This is a genomic window from Spirosoma sp. 209 (assembly GCF_002006735.1).
GTDB classification, from domain to species: Bacteria; Bacteroidota; Bacteroidia; order Cytophagales; family Spirosomataceae; genus Spirosoma; species Spirosoma sordidisoli.
The window spans coordinates 314134-338305 of record NZ_MVEC01000004.1 but is presented as its reverse complement, the minus strand read 5'-3'; the positions used below and the strand labels follow the sequence as shown (position 1 = coordinate 338305).

Here is a 24172-nt window from a genome sequence, read left to right as displayed (position 1 = left end):
GTACCCATAATTCACGTTGACCATTCTTCACTAATCAATCAATAGCTCTGCTACTCGGCATGCAGGGCTACGGCGGGTTGTACGGTAGCGGCCTGCCGGCTGGGAAATAAGGCGCAGAGCGTAACCAGCAGGTAGATAACCGCTACCGACACCCCGATAGCCGTCAGGTATACCGACGACTTGAGGTTGAACACGTTCAGCAGCGGAAACTGCCCGGCCAGTAGCAGCCCCAACACCAGCGCAAAAGTAGCCAGTACCCACATCTCCCCCACAAATTGCCGTGAAATACGACGCTCCGTAGCCCCCAGCGCCCGACGCAGCCCGATTTCGCCCCGGCGTTTGGCAATGCTCACGTTCAGCACGCCGAACAGACCCAGCGCTACGTTGATGAGCAGAAAACCACTTACGATCAGGAAGATAATAACGGGTACCAGCGCGATATTGTGCTGATTGGTCCGCTGGTTTTCGAGGTAGGAGACTTCTATGGGCCAGCCTTTGGTGAGCAGACCCAGATCGCGGGTCAGTTTTGCCTCGAAGCCGGCATCGGTGCCGGGCTTTACTTTCAGCAACATAGACCGGGTATAGTTCCGATCCGGGCCTTTGTTCATCTGAAAAAGACCCGGCAGGTTTTCCTGGTACTCGCCCCGGGGTTTGAAGTTGCCTACAATGCCCACAATCGTGAAGTAGTCAGCAGATTTGCGCTTATCATCAACCCCGCCGAAGGCAATCTTCTTCCCCAGAGCGGGCTCGTCGCCGAAGAGTGCTTTCTTCAGGGGCATGTTGATAACCAGCGTGCGGGCGTCGGGCAGCTCGTCTGACTTATCGAACCAGCGGCCTTCCAGCACCGACACGCCGAGGGTTCGGGGCATGTCCAGATCGGTCCGGAACTGCTGAGCCAGCGTAGTTGCCTTGTTGTTGGTCACATCGCCATTCGATGAGTTCATGGTAAAAGGGATATTGTTGCTGAACATCGTAGCAGCTTCTACCTGCGGATACGACAACACCCGGCTCTTGATCTGCTGCATGATGTCACCAACGGTTGAGTCGGCCTCTCCGCGGGAATCGAACCCCAGCGACCATCGGTTTTTGTACTCGAAACCAATCGGTTCCCGGTAGTTCTGAAGATTATACACAATCAGGCTGGTGACGCCGAACAGAACCAGAAACGAAGCCAGAATCTCTACGATAATCAGCAGATGGCTTCCTTTCTTATTCCACATAAGTCGGATGATATGACGTAACATAGGAATGAGCGATTGAGTGAATGAGTGACTGAGCGATTGAGTGAATGAGTGATTGAGCGGTTGAGTGAATGAGTGGTAGATTCACTAACTCACTCAACCACTCATTCACTCATTATACTTTTAACGCGTCGGCGATGGGGAGTCGGGACATGCGGAAGGCGGGGGCTACCCCCGACAGTAAACCGAAGATCAGACAGATCAGGATGCTTACGGCAAAAACGGTGAGGTTGAGCGTCAGATCGGCCCTGGCAATCCACCCACTCTGGTTGATGTAGGCAATAATCAGCGTCGACAGCATCAGTGCAATGGCTCCGCCGATGAACGTAATGAACAGGTTCTCGACAATGAACTGCCCGATCAGCGTTCTGACGGGCGCGCCGAACGCTTTTCGGATGCCGATCTCAGAGGCCCGCTCCATGATCCGGCTCACGTTCAGGTTGACCAGGTTGATAGCCGGCAAGGCCATGAACAGGAGCATGAACAACCCCACTACGGCGTAGAAAATACCGCTGACCGACCGGTCGAAGAAGTTACGCAGCCAGGTACCCAGATACGTTTCGGCGCCGGTTTCGATGATGCTGAACCGGAAACCGTTCGATTCGTTCGGCAGCGGAATCTGGCGGATCGCCTGATCGTATTCGGCCTGAATGGTCGACATATCGGCCGGGTCACGGGCCAGGATCAGGGCCGAATAGCCTCCTGAAAAGCCTTTGCTTAGATCGGGCCGGTGGGTGGCCGTAGCGGGCAGGTACAAGTCGGCCGACGTAACGGGTCGGGTAACGGGTACCCCCCGCACCACCCCGATAATTCTGAAATCGCGGCTGTCCAGGGTGAGGTATTTGCCTACCACCGGCTGGTCGGTTTCGCCGAAATACTGTTTCTTCAGGTTGTCGGTAATGACCATGACGTTGTCACCCCGTTTCAGGCTCTGTTCGTCATAGGGTTTACCTTCTACGAAATCGAAGTCAGTAACGGTCCAGAACTGGGCGTCGGTATGCTTGATGCGGAGTTCGATACGTTTGTTGTTCACGTACGTATTGGCGAACTCGAACAGGGTAGTAAGCCCCACAGCCTCTGGCGTTTTCAGCGTTTTGACGTATCGCTGCATAAACTCGTAGCTACCCGGACTTTTGTTGTGCGACTGCTGGAGTGAATCGCTGAGCGAGATCATCTGGATATACAACAGCCGGTTGCGCCGGTTTTCGGGGTAGTGGCTCCCGATGAGATGATCCAGAAACGAGGTGATCACCATCAGCACGGTCAGCGTCAGGCTGATACCAAAGAGCGTGATGAAGGTATAGAACGGGTGGCGCAGCAGGACCTTCCAGGCTATTTTTATGTAGTTCGTGAACATGGCTTTTTTTGAGAACTGGTACGTGATAACCGATGAGCAGTGCGGTGCGTGTTTATCGGCCCTCGTTCACCATCAGCAGACTATCGCCGACCATGGCCCCGTCGAAAAGCCGGACGAGCCGGTGGGTTCGTTTGGCCATGCTTTCATCGTGGGTAACCATGACGATGGTGCTGCCATCGGCGTTCAGTTGCTGCAGAATGGACATGATCTCATTGCCCATGGCGCTGTCGAGATTACCGGTCGGTTCGTCGGCCAGAATGATGGCCGGCTGACCAACAATAGCCCGCGCAATAGCGACCCGCTGTTTCTGTCCGCCCGACAGCTGGCTCGGAAAATGCTTCATCCGGTTGCTGAGCCCTACTTTTTCCAGGGCTTGCCGGGCCAGCTCCCGACGCGACGGGCCGGTTTCGTCGCCTTTCCGGTACAGCAGCGGAATCTCTACATTGTCGAGCACCGACAGATCGTTGATCAGGTGGAAGCTTTGAAAAATGAACCCGATCTTCTGATTCCGAAGGCGAGCCAGGTCCACATCGCGGTACTGGGTTACGGGCTGTCCGCCAATTTCGACCTGCCCCGTGCTGGGTGCATCGAGCAATCCCATCAGGTTCAGCAGCGTCGATTTTCCGCAGCCGCTGGGCCCCATGATCGACAAAAACTCACCCGCCCGAACGGTCAGGTTGATGTTGGTGAGGGCCAGCGTCTCGATCGTGCTGGTGCGGTACACTTTTTCGATGTTCTTGAGGGCAATCATGGGCTTTGGTGTTTATTGAATTTTGTGTCCAGCTTCAAAGTCGTACAGCGTAAGCAGCCGCAGCGTGTAATAGGCCTGCCAGTAGTCGCGCAGGGCCAGGATGGCATCGCGCCGGGCCCGGTCTTTATCCTGAATGGCAATGCCCAAGTCCGTAACCGTGAGGTCGCTCAGCTTGAACCGTTCCTGCGCAATCTGGTAGCGGCTTTGCGCAATCTGATCGGCTTCGGCGGTTAGTTTGACCTGTTGGCGGAGCATGTCCAGCAGGGTTACCTGGGTGTAAATCTGTTGTTCGAAGGTACGTTTGGCCTGCTCAACCGTTTGTAGGGTCAGCTCCTGATTGGCACGGGCGGTTTCAGTACGGGCGCGGGCCCGCCCCCACGTCATGACAGGCACCGTAAACTGAATCTCGACGAACTGGCGGTCCTGAGGCCGCACGTAGACATCGCCGGGCCGGTTACCCCGATTGGTCAGACCGAAATCGGCGTTCAGCGTGGCGTTCAGGCCGTTTTCTTTCCGGGCCTTCTCCATATCGCGCTCGGCTTCCAGCAGCTTACGCCTGAAAGCAATGGCATCGGAGCGGTTGCTGAACGCCTGCTTCAGCGCCAGTTGCAGGTCTACCGTAAAATCACGCACCTCAGTGGGTATCACCAGCTCGAACGGACGGGGCCGACCCGCCATAGCCGGGCCGTTTTCTTCTTCCCGTCTGTTCATCAGCGTCCGCAGTTTCAGCGACGCAACTTCGGCCGTTTGTCGGGCCGAAGCCAGATCTTTCCGGGCGTTCAGCACGCTCAGCTGCAGCTGCAGCAGGTCATTGCGCGATATTTTGCCAAGCTCGAGCTTGTGGCGGGCAATGGTATAAAGGGTATCGTTATTGGCCCGGTTGGTTTCGGCAATCTGCAGGTTTACCTGCGCTACCAGCAAATCGAAATACAGGCTGGTTGCATCGAGCGCTACCTGCTCCAGGGCTTCAATGTATTGCTGGTTGCTTTCGGCATAGCGCAGCGGCTCGGTCCGGCGGTCCCACTTCATGAGGTTGAAGCGAAAGAGCGGCTGGCTCAGACCGATGGCGAACGGAATGCCGTTGTAGAGGGTCCTTCGGTTCAAAAAGTCATCGAACCGCTGAAACTGCTGTTGCACATAAATCGATCCGCCTGTAAACGGAATGTTCTGACTCAGCGACAGATTAAGCAGCGAGTTATTGTTCGATACAGGCTGGAAAGCAATAGTACCATCGGGCTGTACGACCTGAACAAACGAACGGGTAAAACTCGGCAGCGACCCATCCAGGCTCAGCTGAGGCCGAAAATCGGCCAGAAACGACCGATATTTCCAGTAGTTGGTTTTTTGCTGCGTGATGGCCTGTTTGCTGGCTATCGACTGCTCCCGGGCTATCGTCACTACCTCGCCCAGCGTCAGCTTGAGCGGCTGCGCAGCGCCCCCCGCAACCGCTATCACCAGCACAAGCAGGGTAAGCTGCACAAGCCGGCATACCCGCAAAGCCTCTGCGTACAGGCCATACACACCGTGGTCTGTACCTATTCCTTCACCATGGTCCGTGTCCTCACGGACCACTCTCGCGACAGCAACTGACCAGCACCAGCCAAATTCATCCGGGCGAGTGGTCCGTGAGGACCTCACGGACCACAGTGACAATCGGGGCGCCGACCGTACAGACCTGCCTCCTCCCGCTGAAACAAAGGTAGTTTTCATGATTAGTTGGTAGCGGGGTTGATGGTTAGCTGCTCCACGTGTTCGTACTCGCTCAGGTCGGTGATGATAACCCGTTCGCCGGGGCGCAGGCCACTCTTGATCTCGACCCAGTCGAAGTTGGTCAGCCCGATTTCGACGTCGCGTCGGCGCGCCAGCTGGTTTTCGTCCAGCACGTAGACGTACTGCCGGCGTTTTCCTTTGAAAGCCGGCCCATTGGCCACACGCACAGCCCGGGCGCTTCGGTTAGTGACGATAAATACGTCTACCTTCTGATTGGGGCGAAGGGATGCGTGGCGGTTGTCATCGAGCGCGACCGCAAACCGAACCGCATCGTTCTGAACCGACGGCTTGATCTGAGTGATCACGCCCCGCAGACTCAGTTCATTAATGCGCACGATAACCGGCAACCCTACCTGAAGCTGATCGGCATAAGCGTCGGAGCAGGAACCCTCGACCCGAAAGCTACCCAGATCGGCCAGCTTGGCCAGCATATCCCCTTCGTTGACCGACGACCCTATCGTTTCATTGACCCAGGTCAGCACCCCGGCTCGGTCGGCTACGATGTCGGCCTGCCGCAACTTCTGCGACAGAACTTTCAGGTTGGTAGCCTCGATGCTGGCCTGTAGCTGCGACTCCCGCAGGCTGGCGCTCATCGACCGGCGGTTATAGGCCAGGTCGTTTTCCAGCTGTTTCTTTTCCAGCTGAGCAATGCGCAGTGCGTTTTCGGCGCGGGTTACGTCTTCCGGCGTGCGGCCACCTACTTTCAGTAACCGCCGGGCATCGTCTACCTCCGCACTGAGCCGGTTAATGTTGAGTGATTTGATCTGGTCGTTGATATCCGCATCGTACAGGTTTTTGTCCAGCTTCATCCGTAGCTGATCGATGCCATTCTGCTTCAGCGACAGCTGATCCTGCAGCTTTTCGTATTCGATCTGCGTCAGTGACTTGTCGAGTTCAATGATAGGCTGGCCGGGCCGCACCCGCGCGCCGGGCGTCAGCAGCACCCGCCGAATGCCGGCCCGGATGGGGCTGGTAATGATTTGTTCATAAGCCGGAATAATCTCGCCGGTAGCGTTCAGCGTATTTTCGACCGGGCCTGTCTGCACAACCGCCGTCCGAATCCGGGCCGCATCGACCGATGTTTTAAGCAGCGCGCGCATGCCGATTACCCCCCCCGTCAGACCAGCAGCAACCGCGAGGCCAAGCAACCAGTTTTTTCGGCGGGAACGGGCAACGACGTCAGAGGCTAAAGCGCGGTCCATAGAATAAGCGTACAAGAGTTCGCTCTTTGTACTACCAACGCCGTGCCATCAACTAATTTCCTAACAAACAGCTATTTATCTAAAATTCAACCAAACCAATCCGTGCGATTTCGCACAGGTTGTGCGGTCTGTCAAAGCCTGCTGGCTAGTGGCGCTGGTTTGCTGTCCAGTAGCTGTTGCTTCAGCCGCCACGCCAGTCGTTCGGGCCAGGTAAAGCGCTGCCAGCGAACAGCCTGAAAAGGTGTATCTACCGCACCAAAACTCCGGTAAAAATCCACTATAGCTGGTTTTTCGGGACTTTCGAAGTCGAACCAGCCCGGCGAAGCCTCTCCGGCATAGTACCGGATGACCCGATCGATCAGCAGGGTCCGGGCGTTGCCGCGCCGACCTACCGGGCTAGCTGCGTTGAACAGGTAGATAACCCGGTTGCCCTCCCGAACCAAGAGCGCTCCCGCTTCTATATGTCCATCGAGCTGCGCGTAGTACAGCTGGGCGAGCTGACGAGCCCGGAGTGAGTCGTAGAGTGCACCCAGAAGAGCATACGCCCAATCGCCGACCCCACCCGCTATAGTATCGGCATGGTAGGTTCGGAACAGCCGCAGCAACGGCTCCAGGTCTGTTGAGCGGGCGATTGTCCAGTTCATCTCTTCGGACCGACGCAGATTCCGCCGACGGTCTCGATTGTAGCGGCTGTAGATCGTTTCGTAACCGGCCGACAAATCGAGCAAATGTGTGGTCAGCAGGCGGATCGGCTCGGTAGGCCCGGGCCAGGTAGCCCCTACCCAAACATGCAGCCCTGAATTATACCGAAACTGCTCGTAAACCGCCCGGTAGAAGGGTGTCGGATCAACCGTCGGATCGGCGCTGAACAGGCCCAGCAGCTGGCAGAATAGCGGCTGGTGCAGTACCCAACGGCCGTATTTCCGACGCTGCGGCACCGGCAGTACCGCCCGGTAACCGCCTTCTTCGCCGGGCAGTACCCATCCGTCCCACCGCCAGTCGGGGCCGGGCAGTACCGCATCCAGATACCACGAGTACCCGTACACGATCCGCTGAGCCGACGCCATGACGCAGGCATCCCACGCCCGGGTATCGAGCTGATGGCGACGATAAAATTGAGGATACGGCGTAGTCAAGGCGGCACAGGCTAGCAACCGGGTCGCAGAAGCGACCGGCCTATATCAACCCCCAACTTACGAATGATTACTTAAACTGCGCCTTCAGCTTCTCTACCACATCGCGATGTTCGGCATGTTTGGCTACCAGATCGCTGATGGTCTGAACGGCGTGAATGACGGTGCTGTGGTCGCGACCGCCAAAGTGGTACCCGATGGACTTGAGCGAAAGATCCGTTTTCTCCTTGGCCAGGTACATGGCCACCTGCCGCGGATGCACCAGTTCGCGCTTGCGGCTTTTGGCTTTCAGATCGGCAATGGTGACGTTGAAATAATCGGCTACGGCCTCCTGAACGGTATCGATGGTAACCTCGCGCTCCGAGTCGACCACGATGTTGCGGAGGGTTTTCTTGGCCAGTTCAAGATCGATTTCCCGGCGGTTCAGCGACGCCTGCGCCATCAGGGATACGATGACTCCCTCCAGTTCCCGAACGTTGGTATTGACGCTATGGGCCAGGTACTCGATAACGGCATCGTCGATATAGATCCCTTCGGCCTGGAGTTTCTTCTGGATAATGGCGATGCGGGTTTCCAGGTCGGGCGTTTGCAGATCGGCGGAGAGGCCCCACTTGAACCGCGACAGCAGCCGGTCTTCCAGCCCATCGAGCGCACGCGGAGCCCGGTCTGAGGTCATGATGATCTGCTTGCCCGACTGATGGAGGTGGTTGAAGATATGGAAAAAGATTTCCTGGGTCTTCTCCTTCTTCTGCAGAAACTGCACGTCGTCAATGACCAGTACATCGACCTGCATGTAAAACGCCGTGAAGTCGCGAATACCGTCTGACCGGACAGCGTTCAGAAACTGGTTCGTAAACTTCTCCGACGTAACGTACAGTACAAACTTGCTCTGGTTGTTATTCTTGATGTAGTTACCGATAGCCTGCACCAGATGGGTCTTCCCCAATCCTACGCCCCCGTGAATCATCAGCGGATTGAACGACGTAATGCCCGGCCGTTCGGCTACGGCATACCCCGCCTGCCGGGCCAGCCGGTTACAGTCGCCCTCTACGTAATTGTCGAAGGTATAGGTCGGGTTGAGGTACGAATCCAGCGTGAGCGAATCGAGGTCTTTAAGCTGGAACGGACTTTTGAGAATATCGGGGTTAACGTTGTCGGGCTTGGCCGTCTGGGGCGACTTGGTCGTCGGCACGTTCACCGTCAGCGGCCGGTTCTTTTCGTCGCCTTTGTCAACGATGATCGAGTACTCGAGCTGCCCGTCGCGACCGATGGCCGTGTCGAGGGCTTTCCGGAGGGCATGTACGAAGTTCTCTTCGATAAACTCGTAGAAGAACTCGCTGGGTACCTGAATGGTCAGCACGTTGCCGTTAAGCCGGAACGGAACAATCGGTTCAAACCAGGTATTGAAACTGTGTTCGGGCACGATCTCCCGAATGACGCTTAGACAGCGGTTCCAAACCGTTGTTAATTCGCGTTGCATATTAGGCTGGGTCGTTCCGTTCACGGGGTACTGACTGATTACGGTGGTGTCGCTCAAAAAAGGGAGACAAATGTAGGGATTTATCCGGCCGGATACCCCGCCCCCCGCTACGTTTTTTTCGTCGGCACACTCTGCCCCGCCAGCTCCCGCTCCTGTTCGTTAAGCTAAAGTTACGCTTTACCGCCAGAACGTCAACGGCATACGCTAATCCCTTTGAATAATGCAAACCCACGAGGCCGCTGGCCCCTATCAAAGCGGTTTTGCCCCCGAAAAGAGAAAGTGCTACTTTTACATCGTATCGTTATCGATTTTGTATGGAGCCGCTCCCTAGCCATGTATTCCCAGCCACCAGCAAAGCCGACTGGCTGGCCCAGGTTCGGAAAGAACTGAAAGACGAGTTCGCCGATGAGAGCCTGCGCTGGACCATCGACCCGGTGGCCCCAGACAACGGCCTCACAGTCGACGCGTATTATACCGCCGACGACCTGACCGGATTGCCGCTGGCTACCATTCAGGAGGCCCAGCACCAAACCAACCGCGTCGGCTGGCTCAACGCCCCCGAGTATCACATTACCGACCCAGCGGGCCAGTCGGCTACGCTCCGCGATGCGTTGACGCGCGGAGCCGATGCGCTGCTCCTGTCGCTGCCCGAAGACGTCAGCCAGACCGACGGGAACCTGGCCCGGTTGCTGCATGGCATCAAACTCAGCGATACGCCGGTTTATTTCCGGCTGTCGGGCAGTCCGGTTCCTTTCCTCAACAGCCTGCGTCCTATGGCGCCTTACCAGCTCAAAGGCGGACTACTAGCTACAGCCTCCGTTGAGGAAATTGTTGAAGCCACCCGACTGACGGCCGACTCCCCCCAGTTCAGAACCATCAGCCTTGGCAGTCACGATTTTCATAATGCTGGGGCTTCCGCCGTTCAGGAGCTGGCTTTCACCCTGGCGCGGCTGGCCGATCAGTACCGGGCGCTCCTGGCAGCGGGGTTACCCCTTGACCAGCTGGCGGCCCGGACCCTGCTCTCAGTATCGGTGGGCACCAGCTACTTTGTCGAAATAGCCAAGCTGCGGGCTTTGCGGGTACTTTGGCTCCGGCAAATGGCCACCTACGCCGACACCGGGTTTCCGGGTCCTCTGCTCCTGGCCCAGACATCTACCTTTTACGATGCGGCCGTTACGCCCTATACCAACCTGCTCAGGGCCACTACCGAAGCGATGGCGGCCGTCATTGGCGGCTGCAACGTGCTAACTGTTCATCCGTACGACACGGTTTTGAAGGCCCCGGGCGAGTTCAGCGAGCGAATTGCCCGCAACGTGTCGATTCTGCTGAAAGAAGAAAGTTACCTCGACCGGGTGGCCGATCCCGCTGCGGGTAGCTACTACATCGAGACCCTGACCCACCAGCTTGCCGGGCAGGCCTGGTCTTTATTCGGCCAGGTACAGGCCATGGGGGGCTTTCAGACAGCGATGGAAACCGGTTTCGTTCAGGCCCAAATTGATCGGGCGTATCAGGCTAAGGTCGAAGCCGTTCGTGGCGGTAAGGTGCTGGTGGGTGTAACGAAGTTTCGGTTCGACGACGATACGACCGCCGAAGCCGCTGCTCCCCCGGCTGGCCTTCCCCGTTCGACCGGACTGCCCGACCGCCGACTGGCCGCCGAGTTCGAGCAGCCATATCAGTAACCTTAACTAACCATGGCAAAACGCTGGACAGAACGCCTGGACTCTTTTACCCGCGCGGTTGGACAACTCCGCTCCGCAGCAGCAAAAAACGACTATACTGAACTTGAGCGCGCCGGTCTGATTCAGGTGTTTGAATACACCTTTGCGCTAGGCTGGAAGCTGATGCAGGATTACTGTCGGGAGCAGGGTTTCGAGGTTAACTCCCCGCGCGAAGCCATACAGACGGCACTGGTCGCCAGGCTGATTACAGAACCTGATGGCTACGAGTGGTTAGATGTCCTGAAGCAACGTAACTTACTTACTGGCTCATACATATGATGAGCAGCGCAGTCTGGAAGCGGAAGCGCTCATCAAACAGCGGTATCTTGTCATCATCGAGCGTTTATACGAGACATGTCAGCAGCTATAACATTTGGGTTACGCGACTCGGATCTGGCCTATATGCGTGCGTTGTTTCAGCAACATACCGACATTGAGCAGGTATGGATCTATGGCTCCCGCGCCAAAGGGACCAACCGCCCAGGCTCCGATATCGATCTGGCCCTGACCGGACCGGCCTTACGACCCGAAACCGTCCGTCAGGTGCATTTTGAGCTGGAAGAAGACAGCCCCATGCCTTTCTTCTTCGATGTCGTACACTGGAATACAGTTGGCAACGAGAACCTAAAGAACGAAATTCAGCGAACGGCACAGCTTCTGTACCAACGTCCTTCCTAAGAATATGGAACCTACTCTCATCAACATACCGTCTTCAGCGTCACCGGCCAGCCCGCCAGCCTTCACTACGGCCGAAGGCATCCGGCTCAAGCCCCGCTTTACCGTTGCCGATATCGCCGGCCCCGATGGGCAACTGGCCGACCATTTGTCCTACGCAGCGGGTATACCGCCGTTTCTGCGGGGGCCCTATGCCAGCATGTACGTACGCCAGCCCTGGACCGTACGGCAATACGCCGGTTTCTCAACGGCCGAAGCCTCGAACGCCTTCTATCGCCGAAATCTGGCAGCTGGTCAGAAAGGGCTGTCGGTCGCGTTCGACCTCGCCACCCACCGGGGCTACGACTCGGATCATCCACGCGTAGTCGGCGACGTCGGGAAGGCGGGTGTAGCCATCGATACGGTCGAGGACATGAAAATCCTGTTCGACCAGATACCGCTCGATCAGATGTCGGTCAGTATGACCATGAACGGCGCCGTGCTGCCGGTTATGGCGTTTTACATCGTAGCCGCCGAAGAGCAGGGGGTTCCGCCCGAAAAACTGTCGGGGACTATTCAGAACGACATCCTGAAGGAATTCATGGTGCGCAACACCTACATCTACCCGCCCGAGCCTTCGATGCGGATTGTGGGGGACATTTTTGCGTATACCAGCCGCCATATGCCCCGGTTCAACTCCATCAGCATCAGCGGCTACCACATGCACGAAGCGGGTGCCCCGGCGCATCTGGAGCTGGCCTATACCCTGGCCGACGGGCTGGAGTACATCCGCACGGGCCTGCGGGCCGGTATGGGAATCGACGAGTTTGCGCCCCGGCTCTCGTTCTTCTGGGGCATCGGCATGAACCACTTTATGGAGATTGCCAAACTACGGGCCGGGCGGCTTCTGTGGTCAAAAATCGTGAAACAGTTTGCGCCGAAGAACCCGAAGTCGCTGGCGTTGCGGACCCACTGCCAGACGTCGGGCTACAGCCTGACCGAGCAGGACCCGTTCAACAACGTAGCCCGCACGACGATTGAAGCGCTGGCGGCTGCGCTGGGGGGTACCCAGAGTCTGCATACCAACTCGCTCGACGAAGCCATTGCGCTGCCAACCGATTTCTCGGCCCGGATTGCCCGGAACACCCAGCTCTACCTGCAGCACGAAACCGACATTACCCGCGCCGTTGACCCCTGGGGCGGGTCTTACTATGTAGAATACCTGACCAAAGAACTGGCCGAACGAGCCTGGGCGCTCATCGAAGAGATAGAACAGCTGGGCGGCATGACCAAAGCGATCGAAACCGGTTTACCCAAGCTCCGCATCGAAGAGGCAGCCGCCCGCAAACAGGCCCGCATCGACGCCGGGAAAGACGTCATCGTGGGCGTAAACCGCTATCGGCCGGCTTCCGAAACCGAGATCGAATTGCTCGAAGTCGACAACAAGGCCGTTCGCGATGCGCAGATCAACCGGCTGAACCAGGTCAGGAGCAGCCGCAATAACGAGCAGGTCAGTGCCGCGCTGCAGGCCATTACCCGGGCCTGTCAGCCAGACGCCAGCCAGCCTGCCCAGACCGACACTAACCTGCTGGCCCTGGCCGTTGAAGCCGCCCGGCACCGGGCCACCCTGGGCGAAATATCAGACGCTATGGAAGATGCATTTGGCCGACACAAAGCCACGATCCGGGCTATATCGGGGGTTTACTCCGCCGAAGTTTCGGACGACGAGAATTTCCGGATGGCCCGCCAGATGGCCGATCAGTTTGCCGAGCTCGACGGTCGGCGCCCCCGCATTCTGGTGGCGAAAATGGGGCAGGACGGCCACGACCGGGGCGCCAAGATCATTGCTACCAGCTTTGCCGATCTGGGCTTCGATGTCGACATGGGTCCGTTGTTTCAGACACCCGCCGAAGTAGCCCGGCAAGCGGCCGAAAACGATGTGCACCTGGTAGGGGTGTCGAGCCTGGCCGCTGGTCATAAAACCCTGGTCCCCCAGCTCATCGATGAACTCAGACAAATTGGCCGCGATGACATTATGGTCATTGCAGGCGGGGTCATTCCGGCGGCTGACTATCAGTACCTCTACGACGCGGGGGTCAAGGGTGTTTTCGGGCCGGGCACGGTTATCTCGGTAGCGGCCCAGAAAATCCTGACGGAGCTGATGGCTACGTAGCCGCTTCGTCGGCCGGCCAGTAAAGCGTGAAGGTAGCCCCGACGCCGGGCTGTCCGTCGGCGGTAATGATCCCACCGTGATGGTCCATGATACGCTGGCAAAGTGCGAGCCCCGTTCCGGTGCCGGCGGGGGTGTCGCCAGTACTGTTCAGCCGCTGAAACAGACCGAAAATCTTCTGGTTATAGACTGGATCGAAACCCATACCGTTATCGGCCACCGTAAGCCTGTGGCAGGTAGCCGACTTGATAGCGGCCTCTGTAGGCACCTCGCTGGACGAAACTTTGCCGTAGGTGATCTGAATCACCGGTTTTACGTCGGGTCGGGTATACGTAAGCGCGTTTCGGAGCAGGTTTTGCAGCAACTGCCCGAACATGAACTCCACGACCGATACAACAGGCAGCGGATCGGTTATAAGGGTTGCTTGCTGCTGCCCGATAGGCTCCTCCAGCTGGTTTTGAAGCTGAGTCAGTAACTGGTTCAAATCCACCAGCTGACGCGGGCGGACCACCAGATTGGTACGGGCGTAAGCAGCCAGGTTTTTGATCAGCGCCTGCATCCGTTCGGCGGACTGCATCGACCGGTTAAAATAGGTCTGCCCTTCTGTCGAGAGCCGATTTGCCTCGCGCTCCAGAATCAGGCTGTTGAACATCCGGATCTTACGCAGCGGCTCCTGCAGGTCGTGGCTGGCCGCAAAGGAAAAGGCACTCAGTTCGGCGTTGCGCTTCTCAAGCTCGCGGTTTTTTTCGGCCAGTTGGCGGTTCAGGTGCTCCAGATGCAGTTCCTGCTGCTTGCGGGCGGTAATGTTCATATCGATCCCGAACACGCCCAGCGGCTCACCCTTCTCGTTATGAATAATACGCCCGATGGTGTGAATAAAGATTTCCCGGCCCAGTTTGTCGTAGCGCCGGTACTCCATCTCCAGATCCTCCCCGTTCAGCGCCCGCCCGATGGCACTCTGAAGAATAGGCAGGTCATCGACGTGGGTGGTCTGGGCCACACTGTCCAGGTCTACCTCTATCTCGCCGGGTTCGTAGCCCCAGAACAGATACATCTCGGGACTCCACCGAATCCGGGTATCGCCAAAGTACCACTCCCAGCTGGCCATACCAGCCATGCGCTGCGCCTGACTCAGCTGGGCCTCACGCAACAGCAGTTTCTCACGAATAGCGCGCTGCGATTCATCCGAATCAGTATCGGCAGGCACAGAATTAACGGACATACTCTTCATACACAGCAACCGGCCATACACAGGCTCATCAAAAGTACTCCCTTTTCCGGCCGTGACTCCCAGTAATATCAAATAAAACTGGCTTAGCTAATTATCTACACAAAACTCACCAGTTGGTATGAAAAACAAGCCAGCCCGTAAACTGTTTACGCGTAGCCAGGCAGGGCGCAGGCAGCCATACGCTTACCGACGGCCCGTTTGCCTGGAGCCACAAAAAAAACTGGGTACCTGACCAGCGAACCGGTCTGATACCCAGCATATGTACAGCGACGAAACTTAGTACTTGTTCAGAATCGAGTCGGGCAGGGCTTTGACGTCAAGTCCGGTTGCTTTCATCAACGCGGCCCGGTTGTTCTGCCCGTCTACGTAAGCCGGGTTAACCACCATAGATCGGTTGTAGTAGTACGAAGCCAGCTCGAGTTTTTGCCGGTTGTTCTGCGCAAAACCTTCGCCCTGATAAATCACGCCCAGGTTATTATAGGCAGGAGCATAGGCATTAGCCGCCCGAATGGTCTGCTTGTAGTAATACTTGGCCGAGTCTACGTTAGGCGTAATTTTCTGGAAGACGTAAGCCATCGAGAAGTAAGCTTCGCCGAAGTTGGGGTAGATACGGGTCGACTCCTGCAGGTGGTCAAGCGCCCAGCGACCATGCTTGTTGGCCCGGGCAATGTTACTATCGATCAGGGCCTGTCCTTTTTTCACCTGCTCGAGCGTTGGCTTGGGCTTGATGCCGTTCACGGCATTGGCAATGGAGTCGGCCTTGGCCCGGTCTTTCAGTCCTTTCTCGATCCATTCGTTGGCCACGTGACGCTGTACCTGACAGCTGGTAGGCGCGTAAGGCAGGGCCGAGTTGAACAGCACGAAGTTATTCTCCCAGTCGCGGTTGCGCTCCACGGTTTTGAACGAATAAAGGCCGGCCACTACCGCCATGAGCCCCAGCAGGGACGCATAACGAACCGGTACGGGCTTGCCATCCGTTGGCTCAGCGCCAGCAGCCCCCCGCACCAGCAGTTTTTGCAGCGCCCATACCAGCACGAAGGCAAAGCCCATAACAGCCGCATAGGTAAACCGCTCGGCAAAAATGCCGCCCCGCATCCAGATAAAGCCGAGTCCGGGCGCCATGGTAACAAAGAACCAGAAGATACCGAACCCCCAGAGCGTGCGCTGAACGAAGCCGCGCCAGGCCAGCACCAGCAGACCGATCAGCGAGAAAAAGCCCGCCCAGGTCATTATATCGCCTTTGCTACCCGACGGAATTACGTTGAACGAATAGTCGTAGACCAGCGGATGCGGCAGCGCGAGCAGCCGGATGTAGTACAGCAGGAATTTGAACGTGGTTGATTTTTCGGTCTGCAGAATCTTGTAGGGGTAGTTGGCCCAGTCAACGGGGGGAGTACCGCTGAGCGTACCGATCATCTTCTGTTTCTGGTAGAAGAACAGAGCCGCCACGATCAGAAACGGCCACAAACTGATCAGCGACTGCCAAACGTTTCGGCGGGCAAACCAGTACTGCATGGCCGGAATCAGGGCCAGGCTTACGATAGACGACTCTTTGGAAAGGAACGCGAAATAGAGCGAGGCACAGGCCAGCCCCAGCCAGCTTCCGGACAGGGCGCCCATGATAATGACGCCCATGATACCGCCTGCCGTGCTGCCAAAGGTATTGACCATCAGACTACTGCCGATTACCCAGCCAGCAATCACCGAAAACAGGCCCAGCAAACCACCCAGCGGCCAGTCAGAAACAGGGCCTTTGAACCAGAGCGATTCGGTCGATTCGAGATGTTTCCAGTACGAGAGCAGCATCAGGCTGATGAACAGAAAGCTCAATATCTCGTCGCGACCTTTGATGTTGGCCACGATCTCCGTATGAATCGGATGCGCGATAAACACCAGCCCGATCAGGAACGCGATAATGGTTTTTCGGTCGAGCCATTTCTGTAGCAGCACGCCCAGCACCAGGCCGGTCAGCGCATAGAGCCCGGTATTGATCATATGGCTGATGTTCGGATCGTCTTTGAAATACTGCTGCTCAAGCGCGAACGTTATCAGCGACAGCGGGCGGTAGTAGCCAAGGGATATGTTGCTGAAGTGCCAGAACTCGGTCCGGAGCAGGTCCGGAATACCGGCAAAGCCTTTTTTCACGAACAGGTTCTGCCCGATAGCGGCAATATCATCGAGCGCGTACTGATGACCGAAGGTATTTACGTAAAGAACCCCACCGAGCAGGGCCAGCAGGACGGGCGGCCACCAGGCTACCCGACGTTTACTGATTGGCAGATCGGAAGTCGACGACTCGGCCAGACGCGTGGCAGCTGGCCGGACCGACGACTCGGCCGTCCGTACCGGTGCCGTCCGTATAGAACTGGTGGCGGGCGCTGGGGCTGGTTTGGGGGCCACCGGACGGGGGCCGATGGGTTGCTTTTTTTTGGCCATAACAGCAGGGTACTGTCTTTATTTTAGGTCAATTTTGCGGCTCCATAAATTTACTCGCTAGAGTAAGAAGAAACCGGTTACGTATATTCATTGTAAAGTTCCGCAAGAATGTCAGCAAAATCAATTCAGGTGATACATCAGCTCAGAACTATTGCGCTTCTGGTAAGCATAGCGGCCACCCTCAGCGCCTGTCGTGGCATTCGTACACCGGCTCCGCAGGCGGCTGATCTGCTTAAGGCCGACAACCTGGCCCTGGGCAACCCCAGCGCGGCCTCTACCGCCGACCCGGACAACTACCTGCTCGCCAAACGTCAGTACACTCTTTCGTATAGCCGCAGTCGGGGCATAGCGAACTGGGTAAGCTGGCACCTGAACCAGTCCTGGAAAGGAAATGTCCGCCGAACGGATGAGTTCAGACCCGACCCGACCCTGCCTGCTGGCTGGTACGCTGCCCGCCCGGCCGATTACACCAACACGGGCTTCGACCGGGGACACCTGTGCCCCTCCGACGATCGCGATGCTACATCGGAAGATAATGCTGCTACCTTTCTCCTATCCAACATCGTGCCACAAGCCCCGCGCCACAATCGCGAAGTCTGGCGATCGCTCGAAGAATATGAACGGCAACTCATAGCCGACGGTAGCGATGTATATGTTATTGCCGGTACCAGCGGCACCGGGGGCACCGGCAATAACGGGTATGCCAGCTCGCTGGCAGGTGGAAAGCTGACCGTTCCGGCCGCGCTCTGGAAAATTATCGTCGTGGTTCCGGCCGGGGCTGATAAAACGTTTCAGCTAACCACCGCCACGCGGCTGATTGCCGTCACGATCCCCAACACCCAAACGGCAGCCGACAAACCCTGGCGCGCTTACCTGACCTCTGTCGATGCGCTGGAACGGCTGACCGGGTATGATTTTCTGTCGGCCGTACCGACCGATGTTCAACAGGTTATCGAAGCCCGAATCGATAGCGGAAGCCTCTAACAAAAAAGCCCGGCTACTCAGCCGGGCTTTTTTGTTACGCCAGTGTTGGCACTGCCGGCACCTCCTGCCGAAGCGGTATGCGCTGGGTTCTGTATTTGAGAAGCGCGATCGCGTCCTGATCATCGGCAAACGTATTGTTCAGATTGACCATGTGCGCGGCCAGCACATCGTAGCGCCCCCGCATGAGCAGAAAGAAAATCTGCAGAAAATCGAGCCCGTCGAAAACGATGGCCCGGTGCTGAGCGTACTTATCGATTGTTTTCTGGAAAAAAGTCGGGTGTTCGGTCCAGTGCATGGCGGGCCGGACGTGGTGGCTGATGTGGTACCCATCGTTCCAGCATTTCTTGTTATACTTCACGTTGATGCAGGTAATGCTGTTTTTGTAGGCATTCCCCGGGTCCTGCCCATCGACGAAGGCGTGCTGGGTCCAATTGCCGAGCATGGCAATCAGCCGGTAGATCACCAGCGGCAGCAGGAAGACCAGCACCGTTGCCGGCCAGTTGATAAAGCACAGTCCAATGCAGACGATCGCAAAAATAGTTTCGCCGATCAGTGCCCGCCTGGCCAGCTTCGGCCGGTTTTTCCAGCGCAGATAGGCCAGCAGGTCGTATACACCCCGCACGAAAAACTGTCCAAAATAGGCCAGAAAGCTCCGGAAGCTATCCCGCTGGAACATCATCGTGCTGCTTTCGTCATCCTCCAGGTTATTTTCCGGATGGTGCATGCCTATGTGGTGGCTGTAATAGGTTTCGGGGGTGTGGCCGAAGAAAGGCGCCACGATCCAGGGCAGGTAGTTATTGAGCCAGCCGTATTCCGGTTTGAAGAAAGGGCGGTGACTGGTGCAGTGGAGCATCAGCCCGAACGGCCCTTTGAACATGAAGTTACTGATAAAAAAATGGACCGCAGCGGCCGCCCACCACATCCAGCTGAAGAGCGGGAGCAGAAAAAGCGACACCGCCAGCGGAATGAGGGTAAAGGTGATGCGGAGGGTCAGGTAAATGAACGGCAGATCGCGTTCGTCTTTGATATACTGGAGAAAAAAACGATCGACCTGGTTGTAGGAACGGCTCGTAAAAACAGGGTCATAGATAGCGTTAAGAGTTTTCATCGAAGCGGTATAACGTACAAGATTACTACTTGTAAAAAAGAGCCTGACAGTTTCAATTGCTGTTACGACAATCGAAACTGCCCAGGCCCTCTGACAATTATAACGAAAAAATACTAATTAGATTGGACCAGGTCTATTTTTTTGCAACTGCGTGACCGCCAAACTCATTACGCAGGGCCGCCACTACTTTACCCGTGAAGGTATCATCCTGAAGCGACCGATACCGAGTGATGAGCGAGAGGGCGATAACGGGCGTTGGTACGCCGAGATCGAGCGCCGTTTCGAGGGTCCATTTTCCTTCACCCGATGAGAACATACGGCCCTGAATTTCGTCGAGCCGGGCGTCTTTCCGGAAGGCGTTTTCGGTTAGCTCCATCAGCCAGCCGCGAATCACCGACCCGTTGCTCCACATGCGGGCCACGGCCTCGAAGTCGAAGGGAAACTGGCTCTTCTCCAGCACTTCAAAACCCTCGGCTATGGATTGCATCATGCCATACTCGATCCCATTGTGGACCATCTTGGTAAAGTGTCCACTACCCGCCGGGCCGGTATACAGATAGCCATTATCGACCGAAATGTCGTTGAAAACGGGGTGGAGCGGTTCAATTACGTCAGCATCGCCCCCGACCATAGTACAGGCTCCGTTGAGTGCGCCGTTGATTCCGCCACTGGTACCACAATCCAGATACCCGATGCCTTTTTCTTTCAGATAGGCATGCCGCCGGATCGAGTCCTTGTAGTGCGAATTGCCACCATCAATGACCGTATCACCGGCCTGCATGACAGCCAGTAGCTGCTCAATCACATTGTCGATCAGGGGACCGGCCGGAATCATCATCCATAAGACGCGCTTTTCAGGCAGGGCGTTATAAAGGTCCTGAAGGGAGGTAACCCCCTGCGCCCCAACCGTCGTGATCGCTTTTGCCAGGTCCTCGTTGATATCATAGCCGACAACCGTATGTCCGTGTTTCACTAAGTTACTGACGAGATTAAATCCCATCTTGCCTAAGCCAATGAATCCAATATGCATAACTACCAATGGTTTGAGCGGTCAAATTGGCGATTTTTTCCCAGAGTATGGCCCCAACTACCGACAGTTTTATGCAATCAACTCCTGAGCAGTCTTAGTTTAACCCATAGTCTAATCTATTCACTATATCTGCACTCCCATTTTTATATACTATAAATAAATAAAAGTATATTTATTCGATAAAATAACATAAAACTAATTTTTAATATAAATAATGCAACTAGTAGTAATTATTTACTATCTAGGTTACAAAAACAGCAATAATCATACCTATTCCAGAATGTTTCTAATTAGATTTGTTGGACAATTTCTCTGATTACTAGCCCATTTAAATGTTTATGAGGTATCTTTTCCTACTTTGTACTATTTGTTCCTTTACGCTATGTGCATCATCAACAAACGCCCAGCAAACGGCGGCAGATTTCTTCAACGAAGGTGTTACCAAGAGTAATGCTAAGGATTACACGGGTGCGTTACAGGCGTTCACGTCGGCCATTATTCTCAATCCTGAAAATGCTCCCAGTTATTACAACAGAGCATTGGCCAAAATCAGCCTGAACGACATCCAAGGCTCTAACCTTGACCTCGACATAGCGCTGGACCTCAATCCCAGCGATGCCAATGCGTATCTCTACCGCGGCCTTAATCGGACCCGTCAGGAGGATTTCCGGGGCGCTATGCAGGATTTTAACCGGGCTATTGAGCTGAGTCCCAACGATGCGCTGCTCTACTACCAGCGGGGTCTTTGCCGCCTGCAGATCAATTATATCAACAGCGCCCTGTCTGACTTTAACAAAGCGGCCGCCCTGGCGCCTACCGACGTCAATATCCTGACGGCGCGGGGTAACTGTAAGATGCAGCTCAACGACAATAAAGGCGCCCTGGCCGATTATAGTCTGGCCCTCGAGAAGTCACCCAACAAGACACAAGCACTGGCCGGACGCGGTTACGCCCGTTATAAAATCGATGACCTCAAAGGAGCCATGAACGATTTTAACCGGGCGCTGGAAATCAGTAAGGACGATGCTGAACTCTACTATCGGCGCGGTCTTGTCAAAGGTAGATTGGGTGATTTCGCTAATGCGGTTCTCGATTTTGACAAAACAATCTCGCTGGCTCCCAATCATTTTAAAGCACTGTTTAGCCGGGGTTTTTGCAAGAGTCGGCTCGACAGCCCCAAGCAGGCAGTAGCTGATATTGACAAGTCGATCGAGATGGGCAATCTGACAACCCAGACCAAAGCCTATTACAGCGAATTTATCACAGCCAGTACGCTGCCTCTGCTGAACTCAGTCGTGCAGGATCGCTACAAAGTCACCGAGCTGGCTGAAGACCGCTCCGATGCGTATCTGGTTAGAGGTATCTTACGTAACTCAACGGGTGAAGGGAAATCGGCACTGCAGGACCTTAACCGGGCGGTTGAACTCAGCCCAACCAACGCTGAAGCCTATTTTGTACGGGGAGTTGTCCGCTCTTCGCTCGGTGATCAGAGAGGTTCTTTGATCGACTGTAACAGCACGATCAAACTGAACCCGCGCCATCCTGAAGCGTACTACCTGCGGGGAGTTATTCGGTATGACTCGGGCGATGAGCAAAACGCCTGTGTCGACCTGAGCCGCGCCGGTGAACTGGGCTATGTTCAGGCTTACAAGATCATCACCGAAAAATGTAATACGCAACGCCCCACGGCTATGCGTTGACCCGGTCACCTGATTCAAGCTACTAAAGCCGTGACCCTGTCACGGCTTTAGTAGCTTTAGCACGAGCCAGGCCAGACCTACGCCAAGAACCGTTCCGACGGCGTCGGCCAGCGCGTCGTAGAGGTCATATGACCGATGAATGAAAGGCATCAGCCCCTGATACACTTCGATCAGGTACCCATAGGCAATGCCCGCCATGATGACCCAACCGGACGATCGGCCCGAGAGTCGCCACAACAGGCCGAAGCCGACAAAAACACCCGCGTGTATCCATTTATCCTTGTTGGTTAGATCAGGAATGCCATTCCCCGGTAATGAGCAGCCAATAAATATGGCCAGGCTCCAGCCGAGCGCCAGAAACTGCATGATCCGGTAGCGATTGAGTACAACATTCATCGGGACAGACGATTGACGGTCAATAAGAGGAATAAGCCAATCAGGCTAAGCAGGTATACTACGTTGCGCGAATCGATCAGCCCCCGGCCCAGAGCCCGGTACTGTTCGTCGAGTGCAAAATAAGACAGATAATAAGACAGGCCGCCCAACACCGACAGACCCGCCAGCGCCGACAGGCCGACGTACAGCAGGAAGCAGAAGAAAACCCCCAGCACAAACGCCACAACCTGGTTGTCGTTGAGCGACGAAGCCCACACCCCTACCGCCACAAACACACCACCCAGCAACAGCAGCCCGATATACGACCCGAACACGCCCGCCGAATCGATATTCCCCACCGGCGCCCCAAGCTGGTACAGGGTTACGTAATACAACAGGGTCGGGAGCAACGTCAGCGCAACCAGTAGCCAGCTCGCCAGGAATTTACCGCCAACCACACCCCAGCGGCTCACCGGTTTGGTTAGTAGCCACTCCAGGGTACCGCCCCGCACCTCGTCGGCAATCGAGCGCATGGTTATGGCCGGCACCATAAACAGCATCACGTAGGGCGTCAGGTTGAAAAACGTACCCAGGTCAGCATAGCCGCTTTCGAGCAGACTCGTGTCCGGAAAAACCCACAACAGCAGGCCAATAGCCGCCAGAAAAACGCCCATGATGATATAAGCGATCGGCGACGAGAAGAATTGATTTATTTCTTTGCGAAATATGGCCAGCATGGCGGGTTACTCAAACGGATTTGCCTTGTTCCGGCGGATGAAGGCAGCAATGATCAGTGACAGGATAAAACCCAGTACGACTGACCCGATAATCCCGAAAACAAACGTCAGACCGGGACTCTGAAACATTTGCATGAACTCCATCTGCTGATCGATCTGATCGTCAGACAGGCCGCTGTCTTCCAGTCGTTCGCGGGCCTGGTCCATCATCCGCTCCATAACGCCCGAATCGATTACTGTGGTATAAAAAACCGAAAACAGGCTCGATAGCAAGCCCGATACGGCCGCGGTCAGCGTGCCCACGCTTAGCCCTTCGCCGTAGCTCATGAAACCGCCGTTCAGCGTTCTAAAATCGCGCATGGCCAGCGTGATACCGACAATACTCAGCAGGTAGGTGATAGCACCCAGTCCGGTGTTTCCGATGTTATCGGTCAAGAACAGAAAGAGCGAATACAGAATCAGGGCAATACCGAGTAGGCCACCCCATTTAAGGGCCACGCGGGCGGGTGATGGTTGATCAGTCATGGTGTTATGGTTTAAGGATTCAGAACGCTATAGTCCTGTTTGCGGAAGATAAGCGAAATGATCAGCACGGGCAGCACCGCCAGCGCAGTTTTCTTGGTTAGCTCGTCGGGCAGCAGGACGCCGGGCTGCATGGACGTTACTTTAGCCCACTGTTCGTTGAACGTTTCGGGGCCAAACTGATCGACAATCTGCTTCTTGCCTTCGAGCAGCAGTTTTCTGGAATTGGCGACGTACTCGACCCATACCGCCGGATCAACGTAGCTCACGAACAGGTAAATCAGCCAGCCCGTCAGCAGGGCAGCGGCTGTATTCAGCACGTAGCCGATGGTCAGCCCTTCCCAGAGGTGCATATGGCCCTGACCGATATTTTTCCGGTAGTACCAGACCGTTCCGACCAGCATGATGATATGAATACCGTAATCCAACACCCGAACGTTGCCCAGCGCCGGTACTCCCAGTGCGTACAGAGCCAGAAAATACACAAAGCACAACACACCTGTTATCAGTCCGGCCAGAAGCGGGATTTTCAGGAGCGGATGGCTGAAATAAGCGAGAATGCTTTTCATAAGA

At 55.9% G+C, this 24172-nt stretch carries 21 protein-coding genes; 6 read left to right on the top strand and 15 right to left on the bottom strand.

Annotated elements, in window-relative coordinates; all coding sequences use genetic code 11:
* Nucleotides 1-50 precede the first annotated feature (50 nt).
* From B1C80_RS09215 to dnaA, 7 genes are all read right to left on the bottom strand, one after another.
* The gene (locus tag B1C80_RS09215; protein ID WP_077920778.1) at nt 51-1244 is read right to left on the bottom strand and encodes an ABC transporter permease; all 1194 of its coding nucleotides are present in this window, start codon (nt 1242-1244) and stop codon (nt 51-53) included.
* 112 nt (nt 1245-1356) lie between these two features.
* On the bottom strand, nt 1357-2598 hold the full coding sequence (locus B1C80_RS09210) for an ABC transporter permease (protein WP_077920777.1): 1242 nt from the start codon (nt 2596-2598) through the stop codon (nt 1357-1359).
* A 52-nt stretch (nt 2599-2650) separates the two neighbouring features.
* The gene (locus tag B1C80_RS09205; protein WP_077920776.1) at nt 2651-3349 is read right to left on the bottom strand and encodes an ABC transporter ATP-binding protein; all 699 of its coding nucleotides are present in this window, start codon (nt 3347-3349) and stop codon (nt 2651-2653) included.
* Nucleotides 3350-3361: 12 nt separating this feature from the next.
* Nucleotides 3362-4828: a TolC family protein gene (locus tag B1C80_RS09200; protein WP_139361627.1), complete on the bottom strand. Its 1467-nt coding sequence runs from the start codon at nt 4826-4828 to the stop codon at nt 3362-3364.
* A 233-nt stretch (nt 4829-5061) separates the two neighbouring features.
* Entirely contained in the window at nt 5062-6321 is a 1260-nt protein-coding gene (locus B1C80_RS09195) for an efflux RND transporter periplasmic adaptor subunit (protein WP_077920774.1), read from the bottom strand.
* Nucleotides 6322-6452: 131 nt separating this feature from the next.
* On the bottom strand, nt 6453-7457 hold the full coding sequence (locus B1C80_RS09190; RefSeq protein ID WP_236648698.1) for a GNAT family N-acetyltransferase: 1005 nt from the start codon (nt 7455-7457) through the stop codon (nt 6453-6455).
* Between the two features lie 67 nt (nt 7458-7524).
* Nucleotides 7525-8934, bottom strand: coding sequence for a chromosomal replication initiator protein DnaA (dnaA, locus tag B1C80_RS09185; RefSeq protein ID WP_077920913.1), 1410 nt, complete (start codon nt 8932-8934; stop codon nt 7525-7527).
* Between the two features lie 314 nt (nt 8935-9248).
* Between dnaA and B1C80_RS09180 the strand changes: the two genes are divergently transcribed.
* The 4 genes from B1C80_RS09180 (at nt 9249) to scpA (ending at nt 13479) form a co-directional block, all read left to right on the top strand.
* Nucleotides 9249-10613 carry a methylmalonyl-CoA mutase family protein gene (locus B1C80_RS09180; RefSeq protein ID WP_077920772.1) on the top strand — a complete coding sequence of 455 codons (1365 nt, stop codon included), beginning with the start codon at nt 9249-9251 and terminating at the stop codon, nt 10611-10613.
* Between the two features lie 12 nt (nt 10614-10625).
* Nucleotides 10626-10931: an HI0074 family nucleotidyltransferase substrate-binding subunit gene (locus tag B1C80_RS09175; RefSeq protein WP_077920771.1), complete on the top strand. Its 306-nt coding sequence runs from the start codon at nt 10626-10628 to the stop codon at nt 10929-10931.
* 75 nt (nt 10932-11006) lie between these two features.
* The gene (locus B1C80_RS09170) at nt 11007-11330 is read left to right on the top strand and encodes a nucleotidyltransferase domain-containing protein (RefSeq protein WP_077920770.1); all 324 of its coding nucleotides are present in this window, start codon (nt 11007-11009) and stop codon (nt 11328-11330) included.
* Between the two features lie 4 nt (nt 11331-11334).
* Nucleotides 11335-13479, top strand: a complete 2145-nt coding sequence (scpA, locus tag B1C80_RS09165; protein WP_077920769.1) for a methylmalonyl-CoA mutase — start codon at nt 11335-11337, stop codon at nt 13477-13479.
* Here the strand turns inward: scpA and B1C80_RS09160 are convergent.
* Both B1C80_RS09160 and B1C80_RS09155 read right to left on the bottom strand, forming a co-directional pair.
* On the bottom strand, nt 13472-14698 hold the full coding sequence (locus tag B1C80_RS09160) for an ATP-binding protein (RefSeq protein ID WP_161492744.1): 1227 nt from the start codon (nt 14696-14698) through the stop codon (nt 13472-13474). The genes scpA and B1C80_RS09160 overlap by 8 nt on opposite strands.
* Before the next feature lie 285 nt (nt 14699-14983).
* The gene (locus tag B1C80_RS09155) at nt 14984-17143 is read right to left on the bottom strand and encodes a tetratricopeptide repeat protein (protein ID WP_077920767.1); all 2160 of its coding nucleotides are present in this window, start codon (nt 17141-17143) and stop codon (nt 14984-14986) included.
* 108 nt (nt 17144-17251) lie between these two features.
* Between B1C80_RS09155 and B1C80_RS09150 the strand changes: the two genes are divergently transcribed.
* On the top strand, nt 17252-18127 hold the full coding sequence (locus tag B1C80_RS09150; protein WP_077920766.1) for a DNA/RNA non-specific endonuclease: 876 nt from the start codon (nt 17252-17254) through the stop codon (nt 18125-18127).
* 34 nt (nt 18128-18161) lie between these two features.
* Here B1C80_RS09150 and B1C80_RS09145 read toward each other — a convergent pair whose 3' ends face one another.
* Entirely contained in the window at nt 18162-19235 is a 1074-nt protein-coding gene (locus B1C80_RS09145; RefSeq protein ID WP_077920765.1) for a fatty acid desaturase, read from the bottom strand.
* 133 nt (nt 19236-19368) lie between these two features.
* Nucleotides 19369-20265, bottom strand: coding sequence for a phosphogluconate dehydrogenase (NAD(+)-dependent, decarboxylating) (gnd, locus tag B1C80_RS09140; protein WP_077920764.1), 897 nt, complete (start codon nt 20263-20265; stop codon nt 19369-19371).
* A 338-nt stretch (nt 20266-20603) separates the two neighbouring features.
* On the opposite strand from gnd, the gene B1C80_RS09135 reads away from it, so the two are divergent.
* The gene (locus B1C80_RS09135; RefSeq protein ID WP_129600934.1) at nt 20604-21965 is read left to right on the top strand and encodes a tetratricopeptide repeat protein; all 1362 of its coding nucleotides are present in this window, start codon (nt 20604-20606) and stop codon (nt 21963-21965) included.
* A gap of 39 nt (nt 21966-22004) precedes the next feature.
* Here B1C80_RS09135 and B1C80_RS09130 read toward each other — a convergent pair whose 3' ends face one another.
* The 4 genes from B1C80_RS09130 to B1C80_RS09115 are packed head-to-tail and all read right to left on the bottom strand — an operon-like array spanning nt 22005 to nt 24168.
* A complete protein-coding gene (locus B1C80_RS09130) occupies nt 22005-22361 on the bottom strand; it encodes a VanZ family protein (RefSeq protein WP_077920762.1) in 357 nt (118 codons plus the stop codon).
* Complete coding sequence (gldF, locus tag B1C80_RS09125) at nt 22358-23077, bottom strand: gliding motility-associated ABC transporter permease subunit GldF (RefSeq protein WP_077920761.1); 720 nt, start codon at nt 23075-23077, stop codon at nt 22358-22360. The genes B1C80_RS09130 and gldF overlap by 4 nt, the downstream gene beginning before the upstream one ends.
* A 6-nt stretch (nt 23078-23083) precedes the next feature.
* Nucleotides 23084-23602 carry a DUF4199 domain-containing protein gene (locus B1C80_RS09120; protein ID WP_077920760.1) on the bottom strand — a complete coding sequence of 173 codons (519 nt, stop codon included), beginning with the start codon at nt 23600-23602 and terminating at the stop codon, nt 23084-23086.
* Between the two features lie 11 nt (nt 23603-23613).
* Nucleotides 23614-24168 (bottom strand): DUF4199 domain-containing protein, encoded by a 555-nt coding sequence (locus B1C80_RS09115; protein ID WP_077920759.1) that lies wholly within the window; start codon nt 24166-24168, stop codon nt 23614-23616.
* Nucleotides 24169-24172 lie beyond the last annotated feature (4 nt).